Raw genomic sequence first — 8,981 nt, forward strand, 5'->3', positions numbered from 1 at the left:
CTCGGGGATCGTAGCGCTGCCTTGGCCGAAAGACTATTCCTCGTGCTGGCGGCGCAGCCGCCGTTCCAGCGCCCTGAGCGCCAGCGACAGGCCGACGGTCAGGATGAGGTAGATGTAGGCTGTTATCGAATAGGTCTCGAAGAAGCGAAAGGAGCCGGCGGCGTAGACCTTGCCCATCTGCGTGATGTCGGCAACGCCGAGCACCGAGACCAGCGAGGAATCCTTGACCAGGGCGACGAAATCATTGCCGAGGGGCGGCAGGATGGTGCGGATCGCCTGTGGAAACACGATGAGCCGGAAACGCTGCGCGCGGGTCAGCCCGAGCGCCTTCGCCGCTTCGATCTGGCCCTTCTCCACCGCCTGGATGCCGGCCCGGAAAACCTCCGAGATGAAAGCCGAATAGCCGATGGTCAGCGCCATGATGGCGCGCCACAACAGCGACACGTCGCGCACCAAAAGCTCGCCGAACAGGCCGGCGCTTTGCAGCGGCGCGGTCAGCGCGTTCCAGGCCGCGACGAAGGCCGGCGCGCCGGCAAAGGCGATCCAGAACAACAGCACCAGGATCGGCACGCCGCGGATGATCTCGACATAGAAGCGCGCGATCTGGCGCAGCCAGCGCGAACCCGACATTCCCATCAGCGCAATGCCGAGACCGATGGCCGAAGCCAGCACGAAGGCGACCACGGTGACGAAGATGGTGACGCCGATGCCCTTGGCGACCGTGGCGAACACCTGGGCATAGAGATTGCTGGTGGCGACGAAGACGGCCACCGCGATCGCGAGAGTTACGGCCACGACAAGCCACCAGGGGAAGTCGGCTTTGGAGGAAGAGGCGGGAGGCATCAAAAGGATTGCGCCAAGGCACCCCCCTTTGGCCTGCCGGCAATCTCCCCCTCAAGGGGGGAGATTGGCAGCTTCGTCGACGGCACTCTTTTTACAACTTTGGTGATTGGCGAAAGCGGAAAAAACGGCCAATCTCCCCCCTTGAGGGGGAGATGCCCGGCAGGGCAGAGGGGGGCGTTCAAGCGCGAAGTCAGTGCGAAATCACTGCCCCATCTTGTAATCAAGAAACCACTTCTTGTTCAGCGCATCGAACGTCCCGTCCGCCTTCAACGCCGCAATCGCCGCATTGACCGGCTTCACCAAGTCGGAACCCTTCGGGAAGATGAGGCCGAAATCCTCGGTGCCGAGCGGTCCGCCGATCAGCTTCAGTTTGCCCTCGGAGGCGTCGACATAGCCCTTCCCCGCGGTGCCGTCGGTCAAGACGACGTCAACGTCGCCGGATTTCAGTGCCTGCACCGTGGCGCCGAAGGTCTCGAACAGCTTGATGCGCGGGTTCTGCTCATTGCCGTCGAGCACGCTGTAGACGGCGGTGTAGAAGGGCGTGGTACCGGCCTGCGCGCCGATCAGCCCATCCTTGAAGGCGCCGAAGGTCTTGGCGTCGGTGAAACGGCTTTCATCGCCGCGCACCAGCATGAACTGTTCCGAGCGCATATAGGGGTCGGAGAAATCGACCTTCTCCTTGCGGTCGTCCTTGATGGTGATGCCGGTCATGCCGATGTTGTACTGGTTGTCGGAAACCGCCTGGATCATCGCGTCCCAGGATGTGTTCTGGTACTCGACGGCGAAATTCAGCCGCTTGGCGATCTCGTTCATCGCATCATATTCCCAGCCGATCTGCTTGCCGGTCTTGGCATCGATGAACTGCAGCGGCGGATAGGCGTTTTCGGTCACAACCACCACCTTTTTGCCGCCGAGGTCGGGCAGCGCCTGCGCAAAGGCGGCAACGGGTACCAGGACGAGGGCAAGCAGGCCTGCCAGCAGCAGTTTCGATTTGGTCATGACACACTCCCCGGAAATTGACGGACCCGGGCACGGCCGGGCTTGCAGGAAAATCCGGCGCCGACTTTAGCTTTCCGCAAGCGTCATGCAAGACGGTCCGCTGCGTCAGCGCGCGCTAAAAAGGGATTCCGATGCCTTCATTTCCGGGATTCAGGAATGAACGGTGTCGCGGCAGCGATCAGCTCCGCTTCACGATGCCGGCATCCGCCTTGCGCAAGCCGGAGACGAACCGCGTCAGCGTGCGGTGCAGGGATTTCAACTCGTCGGCATCCAGCGGCAGGTTGCAAAGCATCGCCGCCGGCACGCTTTTGGCCTGCTCACGCAACGCTTGTCCCTTCGCTGTCGGCTCGACCAGAACCCGGCGCTCGTCGGCGGGGTCGCGCCGGCGTGTGACCAGGCCACCGGCCTCCAGCCGCTTGAGCAGCGGCGTCAGCGTCGCCGAATCCAGCCCGAGCGCTTCGCCAAGCTCGCCGACCGTGCTTGGAGCCCGTTCCCAGAGCGCCAACATGGCCAGATATTGCGGATAGGTCAGGCCGAGCGGATCGAGCAGCGGGCGGTAGAGCTTCGTCATCAGCCCGCTTGCCGAATAGAGCGCGAAGCAGAGCTGTTGGTCGAGCCGCGGAACGTGAAACGTCCCGGTGGCCTCCGCCGGGACGTCCCTGGTGCTCTTTGTCGTCTTTTCCGTCATGCCGCCTTTACCGAAAGCGCTACGTCGACATTGCCCCTGATGGCGTTGGAATAGGGGCAGATCTTGTGCGCCTCCGATACAAGCGCTTCCGCCGCCGCCTGATCAAGGCCTTTCGTTTCCGCCGCGAGCGCGACGCCGAGCTTAAAGCCTTCGCCATCGGGAAGCAGGCTGACGGTGGAGGTTACCCCGGCATCCGTCAGCGACAGCTTCTGTTTGCGCGCGACAAAGCGGATGGCGCTTTCGAAGCAGGCGGCATAGCCGATAGCGAACAGTTGCTCGGGATTGGTGGCGCCCCCCGGCCCGCCGAGTTCCTTGGGCATTGCCAGATCGACCTTGAGCAGACCGTCGCTGGTCTCGCCATGGCCGGCGCGGCCGCCGGTGACGTGAGCCTGTGTGGTGTAGAGTGCCATATCAAATCTCCAATTACTTGTGCACGATTATTTAGTGCACAAGGTAATGCGCCGTCAACAGCCGGATCCTGTGTCTGGCGCTGAAAGCGTTCACAGTCTGGTGAAACGAAAAAAGGCGGCCGAAGCCGCCTTTTTGAATGGGATTTCCGAAAACCTTATTCGGCAGGGGTCGCTTCTGCGGCGGCCTTGGCTGCTGCTTCGGCCTCGGCGGCGGCCTTCTTCTCGGCGGCGTCCTGGGCGGCCTTCTCGACGGCCAGGGCCTCGGCTGCTGCCACCTTCTCGGCCTCGATGCGGGCCTTCTCGGCGTTCAGCGCATCGCGCTCCTCATCGTTCAGCTTGCGGGCGCGCACGCCGGTGTTTTCAGAAATACGGGCCGATTTGCCGCGACGATCGCGCAGGTAGTAGAGCTTGGCGCGACGCACCTTGCCGCGGCGAACGATCTCGACGCCTTCAACCATCGGCGAGTAGACCGGGAACACGCGCTCGACGCCTTCGCCGTAGGAAATCTTGCGAACCGTGAAGTTCTCCTGGAAGCCGGCGCCGGCGCGGGCGATGACGACGCCCTCATAGGCCTGAACGCGGGTGCGGGTGCCTTCGGTCACGCGGACCTGGACGCGCACGGTGTCGCCGGGCTGGAATTCGGGAAGCTTGCGCTTGGCTTCGATCTTGGCGGCCTGTTCGGCCTCGAGCTGACGGAGAATATCCATCTCAAAAGTCCACTTCTTGTTCTTCCGACAGTCAGAGCGTCCGACACTCGCCTTGCAGTTCCATTGACCGCTTGGCTATGCCTTTTGTCTCCAAGACATTTGTCTTTGAAACATCAGGCAGGGGCGACTACACCGTCATTGTTGACGGGTCCGGCAGATTCTTTCTGGCCGGTACGGGCGGGCACATACAGCTATTTCGCCGCTTTGTCACGCCTTGGGCGCGCATTTTCTGCTCGCATGGCACCATCGTAATCCTGCCGTGCCGGGTTGCGCCGGTCGTTCAGGCTTTCTAAAGCCTGAAATAACACAGTTTTGAGCGGCCGCAATTCATGTCTGTCTTCGATGCCATCCTGCTGTTTCTAGCGGGCTTTCTGTCAGGCGCCGCCAATGCGGTCGCCGGTGGCGGCACCTTCATCACCTTCGGCGCCATGACGTTGGTCGGCCTGCCGCCGATTGTTGCCAACGCCACCTCCTCGGTGACGCAATTTCCAGGCTACATCACCTCGACCCTCGCCTACTCGGCCGATATCAGGCACTTCTGGCGCGGCGCGCTGCTGCTGTGCCTGATCTCGGCCGTGGGTGCACTGGCCGGCGCTCTGATCCTTTTGGCGCTCGACAATCCCTCGTTTCGCGCTCTGGTGCCGTGGCTGCTGCTAGCCGCGACGGCCCTGTTCGCCGCCGGCCCCTGGCTGAAACCAGTGCCAAAGCCCGGCCATGAAGCGGCGGTGGGCTCGCTGGCCGGCTCGCTCGCACAATTTCTCACCGCCATCTATGGCGGCTTCTTCGGCGCCGGCATGGGCGTGATGATGCTGGCGACGCTCGGCCTCACCCAGGCCGGCGACTATCACCGGCTGAACGCGTTGAAGAACATGCTGGCCATGGTCATCGCCGCTGTCGCGATCGTCGTCTTCGTCTCGGGCGGCGTCGTCGCCTGGCCGCAGGCGATCATCATGATCCCGGGCGGCGCGCTCGGCGGCTATGCCGGCGTCTGGATCGCCAAGCGCGTGCCGCAAAACGCGGTGCGCGGCTTCGTCGTCGCCGTCGGCCTGTTTTTGGCCTTCTATTATTTTGCCAAGGGCTGAGCAGCGGCAAGCAGGTCCGGACGCCTCTCGGCTGTCAGTCTTTCTGACTCCGCCCGCCGCCAGGCGGCGATCTTCTTGTGATTGCCGGAAATCAGGACCTCGGGAATGTCACGGCCTTCGAACTCCTGCGGCCGCGTATAGTGCGGATGTTCGAGCAGGCCGTTTTCAAAACTCTCTTCCTCGCCCGACATCGCGTTGCCCATGACCCCGGGCAGCAGCCGCACCACCGCGTCGAGCAGCACAAGGGCGGCCGGCTCACCACCCGAGAGAATGAAATCGCCGATCGAGACTTCCTCCAATCCCCGCGCGTCGATCACCCGCTGGTCGACGCCTTCGAAGCGGCCGCACAGGATGACGGCGCCCGGCCCAGCGGCCAGCTCGCGCACACGCGCCTGGGTCAGCGGCTTGCCGCGCGGGCTCATCAGCAGCCGGGGCCGCGCATCGCCTTCCGGCGAAGCATCGTCGATGGCTTTCGCCAGCACGTCGGCGCGCATCACCATGCCGGCGCCGCCGCCGGCGGGCGTGTCGTCGACGGTGCGGTGGCGGTCGGTGGCGAAGTCGCGGATCTGGATCGTCTCCAGCGACCACGTCCCGGCCTCGAGCGCCCGGCCGGCCAACGACAGGCCGAGCGCGCCGGGAAACATCTCGGGGTAAAGCGTCAGCACCGAAGCGGAAAAACTCACCGGTTGCCCCCGGCATCGCTCGGTCCGCGCGGCCTGCCCTTCGGATCGAAGTCTTCCTCACGCGGACCACCGCCATCCTCGTCATCGACCAGCCCGGCCGCCGCCGGATCGACGCGGACGAAACCTTCGGCGATCGACACTTGCGGTACGGCAGCCTGTGTGAACGGGATCAGCACGCCCTTGCGCCCGCCCAGCGTCACGTCGAGAATGTCGCCGCCGCCGAAATTGTGCACCGCGACCACCTTGCCAAGCACGGCACCAGTGTCGTCGCGGACTTCGAGGCCAACGAGGTCGGCATGATAGAATTCGTCTTCCTCGCCATCGTCCGGCAGCATCGAACGGTCGACGAACAGCTCCGTGCCGGCCAGCGCCTCGGCCGCATTGCGGTCGGCAATGCCCTTGAAGCGGACCACGACGACGGTGTTGGCGGGCCTGATGTCGACGATCTGGAAGGCGCGCCCGTCCCTGGCGTAGAGCGGCCCGTAATCGGCCAGCGCCAGCGGCTCGCCGGTGAAGGTCTTCACCCGCAATTCGCCCTTGATGCCATGGGCGGCGCCGATCACGGCCATCTGGACAGGGTTCTGGGGCTTGCTCATGGCGAAATATCCTTTGGCCTGCTCTAGCCCCACGCGGCTGTCATTTCAATGACGGGCTATTCACCGCTTCCTAACCCGAATATCCGAAAATGCCGCCATGCAGGAATTCCTCATCCCGGCCAAACCCGATCTCCAGGCGGCGCGCGAAAGCTGGCTGAAGATGCTAGCGCGAGAACGTCGGCTGTCGCCCGAGACGGTGGAAGCCTATGAGCGCGACACGCGTCAGTTCCTGCATTTCCTCACCGGCCATTGCGGCGGCTCGCCCGGCATTTCGGACATCGCCGATCTGCGCCCGGCGGATTTGCGCGGCTTCCTTGCCGCCCGCCGCAATGCCGGTGCCGGCGCCCGCACGCTGGGCCGGGGTCTCGCCGGCATCCGCTCGCTGCTGCGTTTCCTCGAGCGGCGCGGCCTCGCCAATGCGGCCGGTGCGGCGGCACTGCGCGCGCCGCGCCAGCCCAAATCGCTGCCCAAGCCGCTGACGGCGAGCGATGCCAAGCATATCGTTTCCATCGAAGGCCAACTGGCGGAGGAACCCTGGATCGCAGCCCGCAACGCCGCCGTGCTGACGCTGCTCTACGGCTCTGGCCTGCGCATTTCCGAGGCGCTCGGCCTGACCGGCGCCGATCTGGCGTCGGCGGCCGACACGGTGCTGCGCGTTGCCGGCAAGGGCGGCAAGACGCGCCTGGTGCCGGTGCTGCCGGTGGCGCTCAGGGCAATCGCCGAATATCGCCGGCTCTGCCCCTACCATCTCGACCCCAAGGGCCTGTTGTTTCGCGGCGCCCGCGGCGGCCCGCTCAACCCGGCCATCGTCCAGCGCGACATGGCCAAGCTGCGCTCGGCGCTCAACCTGCCCGATACCGCGACGCCGCATGCACTGCGCCATTCCTTCGCCACGCATCTGCTCGGCCGCGGCGGTGATTTGCGCACCATCCAGGAACTGCTCGGCCACGCCAGCCTGTCGACGACGCAAATCTACACCGGCGTCGACACCGCGAGGCTGCTCGAGATTTATGAGCAGGCGCATCCCAGGGCGTGAACGCCAGTAACGTTCACCATTTGGCCGAAAGCCTCCCCAACGTCATCATCCCTGGGCGAAGCAGGAGCGAAGCTCCGTCGCGGAGACCCTGGGATGACGAAGAAATGGGCGTTTCCGCTAATCGTTGAAGCATGAGCCCCATCGACGTCAGTTGAGGGCGATAGCCAGTCCAAGACAATTTCTCAGCACAGGTTAACCGTTTTGCCGCTTTTCAGTCCTAGAAGAGGCTCATGAAACGCGTCATAGCCATCGCCGACCGTGCTGCTTCCGTGTCGCTGAAGCTGCTCGTCGCGCTCAATGTTCTGTTCTTCCTGTCGTTCCTCGCCGTGCTGCTGTTCGCGGCCGGCAAGGCGCATGCCGAAGTCCCGACCTGCACCGGTGCCGACATGCTGTCGGCCCTGCAGAAGCGCGATCCGGCGACCTACCGCAAGATCGAAGCGGAAGCCGCCGCGACGCCGAACGGCAAGGGCCTGTTGTGGAAGCTGGAAAAGCCCGGCGAGAAGCCGTCCTTCCTGTTCGGCACCATGCATATGACCGACCCGCGCGTCACCACGCTGCCTCCCGAAGCGCAGAAAGCCTATGACGCCGCCGGCACCATCGTCATCGAAACCACCGACGTGCTCGACAAGCAGAAGATGATGGTAGCGATGCTCAAGGAGCCGGACCTGATGATGTTCACGGATTCGACGACGCTGGCGTCGCTACTGTCGCCCGACGATGCGGCGGCCATGAACACCGCGCTCGACGCACGCGGCATTCCGCCGGCAACGGTTGCCAAGATGAAGCCGTGGATGCTCTCGGCCATGATGGCACTGCCGGCCTGCGAGCTGGCCCGTCAGTCAGGCGGCGCCCCGGTGCTCGATGTCAGGCTGGCGGAAGGCGCGAAGGCTTCCGGCAAGCCGGTGGAAGGATTGGAGACGGCTGAAGGCCAACTGCGCGCCATGGCCTCGCTGCCGCTGGCGTTTCACATGAAGGGCCTCGTCGACACGCTGAAGCTCGGCGACAAGGTCAACGACATCAACGAAACCATGATCGTGCTCTACCAGCGTGGCGACACCGGCATGTTCTGGCCGCTGTTTCGTGCCGCGATGCCGGACCAACAGGACGACCCCGCGGGCTATGCGGCGTTCGAGGAAACCATGATCACCAGCCGCAACAAGGTGATGGTCGAGCATGCCGAACCGATCCTTGCCAAAGGCAACGTCTTCATGGCGGTCGGCGCCCTCCACCTCCCCGGCCCCGAAGGCCTGGTCGAGGATTTCCGCAAGGCCGGTTACACCGTCACGCCTGTCGGACTTTAGTGACTTCAGCTTACTTCGCCAGGATCTGGGCCAGCATCGCCGGAACGATGATCCGGTGAAACGGCATGATGATCGCGAGATAGGCGCGCCCGAGCCAATTGTGCGTCTTGACGATCGTCGTCGCGGCCACCTCTTGCCGGCCGCTGCCAAGATCCCTGACTTCGACCAGAACACGGAAATCGAGATGCCGGTCGTCGAGGCCAAGCACAACCTTGCCGGGAAACTGGCTGATGAGCGGAAATATCCCGATCCGGCCCGACGGCAACACCGCAGTTTCCAAGCCCGTCTTCAGCCGGAACGGCCTGACAGCAAGATTGCGCAGCGCCATGAGCCTGCCGACCCAGGGCGGCGTTCGCCCCAGAGCGCGTTCGGCCGCGCCGAATGCGGTTAAGGAAAGGCCTTCAGTGACCAGCACATAGCGCTCTGCGAACTGGGCTCTGGCGAGAGCATCGCAGTGATTCGGGACAAGCTGAGCTGACGGATTCGTCACGGCAAAACCCTCTGATTCGACCTTAACAGACGCAAACTTGGCGCGCTGCGTGGCGAAACGACGCCACTCCGGCTGCGGAAGGGCAGGATTGTCCTTGTTTTTGGCGTTTTCCAACCCTAGCGTGAAACCAGTTCAATGATTGCGCG

Annotated in this window: 11 protein-coding genes; 3 read left to right on the plus strand and 8 right to left on the minus strand. The window is 64.0% G+C overall.

Features of this window, described 5'->3' with window-relative positions:
* Window positions 1–33: 33 nt before the first annotated feature.
* The 5 genes from P3C39_RS10130 to rplS all read right to left on the minus strand — a co-directional run bounded on the left by P3C39_RS10130 (window position 34) and on the right by rplS (window position 3,647).
* A complete protein-coding gene (locus P3C39_RS10130; protein WP_013528865.1) occupies window positions 34–843 on the minus strand; it encodes an amino acid ABC transporter permease in 810 nt (269 codons plus the stop codon).
* A gap of 201 nt (window positions 844–1,044) precedes the next feature.
* Window positions 1,045–1,842, minus strand: coding sequence for a transporter substrate-binding domain-containing protein (locus P3C39_RS10135; RefSeq protein WP_275953430.1), 798 nt, complete (start codon window positions 1,840–1,842; stop codon window positions 1,045–1,047).
* 178 nt (window positions 1,843–2,020) lie between these two features.
* Window positions 2,021–2,530: a MarR family transcriptional regulator gene (locus P3C39_RS10140; protein ID WP_013528863.1), complete on the minus strand. Its 510-nt coding sequence runs from the start codon at window positions 2,528–2,530 to the stop codon at window positions 2,021–2,023.
* On the minus strand, window positions 2,527–2,940 hold the full coding sequence (locus P3C39_RS10145; RefSeq protein WP_013528862.1) for an organic hydroperoxide resistance protein: 414 nt from the start codon (window positions 2,938–2,940) through the stop codon (window positions 2,527–2,529). The genes P3C39_RS10140 and P3C39_RS10145 overlap by 4 nt, the downstream gene beginning before the upstream one ends.
* A 155-nt stretch (window positions 2,941–3,095) precedes the next feature.
* The gene (gene rplS / locus P3C39_RS10150) at window positions 3,096–3,647 is read right to left on the minus strand and encodes a 50S ribosomal protein L19 (RefSeq protein ID WP_013528861.1); all 552 of its coding nucleotides are present in this window, start codon (window positions 3,645–3,647) and stop codon (window positions 3,096–3,098) included.
* A gap of 329 nt (window positions 3,648–3,976) precedes the next feature.
* Here rplS and P3C39_RS10155 point away from each other — a divergent pair, with 329 nt between their 5' ends.
* Window positions 3,977–4,729, plus strand: a complete 753-nt coding sequence (locus tag P3C39_RS10155; protein WP_027163293.1) for a sulfite exporter TauE/SafE family protein — start codon at window positions 3,977–3,979, stop codon at window positions 4,727–4,729.
* Here P3C39_RS10155 and trmD read toward each other — a convergent pair.
* The gene (gene trmD / locus P3C39_RS10160; RefSeq protein WP_275953429.1) at window positions 4,711–5,412 is read right to left on the minus strand and encodes a tRNA (guanosine(37)-N1)-methyltransferase TrmD; all 702 of its coding nucleotides are present in this window, start codon (window positions 5,410–5,412) and stop codon (window positions 4,711–4,713) included. The two genes, P3C39_RS10155 and trmD, sit on opposite strands and share 19 nt — an antisense overlap.
* On the minus strand, window positions 5,409–6,008 hold the full coding sequence (gene rimM, locus P3C39_RS10165; protein ID WP_024504980.1) for a ribosome maturation factor RimM: 600 nt from the start codon (window positions 6,006–6,008) through the stop codon (window positions 5,409–5,411). Before rimM ends, trmD begins: the two co-directional genes overlap by 4 nt.
* 97 nt (window positions 6,009–6,105) lie before the next feature.
* On the opposite strand from rimM, the gene P3C39_RS10170 reads away from it, so the two are divergent.
* Window positions 6,106–7,044: a tyrosine recombinase XerC gene (locus P3C39_RS10170; protein ID WP_024504979.1), complete on the plus strand. Its 939-nt coding sequence runs from the start codon at window positions 6,106–6,108 to the stop codon at window positions 7,042–7,044.
* A 230-nt stretch (window positions 7,045–7,274) separates the two neighbouring features.
* Window positions 7,275–8,345, plus strand: coding sequence for a TraB/GumN family protein (locus tag P3C39_RS10175; protein WP_275953428.1), 1,071 nt, complete (start codon window positions 7,275–7,277; stop codon window positions 8,343–8,345).
* Between the two features lie 10 nt (window positions 8,346–8,355).
* Here the strand turns inward: P3C39_RS10175 and P3C39_RS10180 are convergent, their stop codons facing one another.
* Window positions 8,356–8,835 carry a DUF2867 domain-containing protein gene (locus tag P3C39_RS10180; RefSeq protein ID WP_275953427.1) on the minus strand — a complete coding sequence of 160 codons (480 nt, stop codon included), beginning with the start codon at window positions 8,833–8,835 and terminating at the stop codon, window positions 8,356–8,358.
* Window positions 8,836–8,981: the final 146 nt, after the last annotated feature.

Source organism: Mesorhizobium sp. XAP4 (assembly GCF_029269325.1).
Classification (GTDB): Bacteria; Pseudomonadota; Alphaproteobacteria; order Rhizobiales; family Rhizobiaceae; genus Mesorhizobium; species Mesorhizobium ciceri.

Coding starts and splice junctions, on each gene's coding strand:
- P3C39_RS10170 (WP_024504979.1), top strand. CDS start 6,106: ATGCAGGAATTCCTCATCCCGGCCAAACCCGATCTCCAGGCGGCGCGC.
- P3C39_RS10140 (WP_013528863.1), bottom strand. CDS start 2,530: ATGACGGAAAAGACGACAAAGAGCACCAGGGACGTCCCGGCGGAGGCC.
- rplS (WP_013528861.1), bottom strand. CDS start 3,647: ATGGATATTCTCCGTCAGCTCGAGGCCGAACAGGCCGCCAAGATCGAA.
- P3C39_RS10175 (WP_275953428.1), top strand. CDS start 7,275: ATGAAACGCGTCATAGCCATCGCCGACCGTGCTGCTTCCGTGTCGCTG.
- P3C39_RS10130 (WP_013528865.1), bottom strand. CDS start 843: ATGCCTCCCGCCTCTTCCTCCAAAGCCGACTTCCCCTGGTGGCTTGTC.
- P3C39_RS10135 (WP_275953430.1), bottom strand. CDS start 1,842: ATGACCAAATCGAAACTGCTGCTGGCAGGCCTGCTTGCCCTCGTCCTG.
- P3C39_RS10155 (WP_027163293.1), top strand. CDS start 3,977: ATGTCTGTCTTCGATGCCATCCTGCTGTTTCTAGCGGGCTTTCTGTCA.
- P3C39_RS10145 (WP_013528862.1), bottom strand. CDS start 2,940: ATGGCACTCTACACCACACAGGCTCACGTCACCGGCGGCCGCGCCGGC.
- rimM (WP_024504980.1), bottom strand. CDS start 6,008: ATGAGCAAGCCCCAGAACCCTGTCCAGATGGCCGTGATCGGCGCCGCC.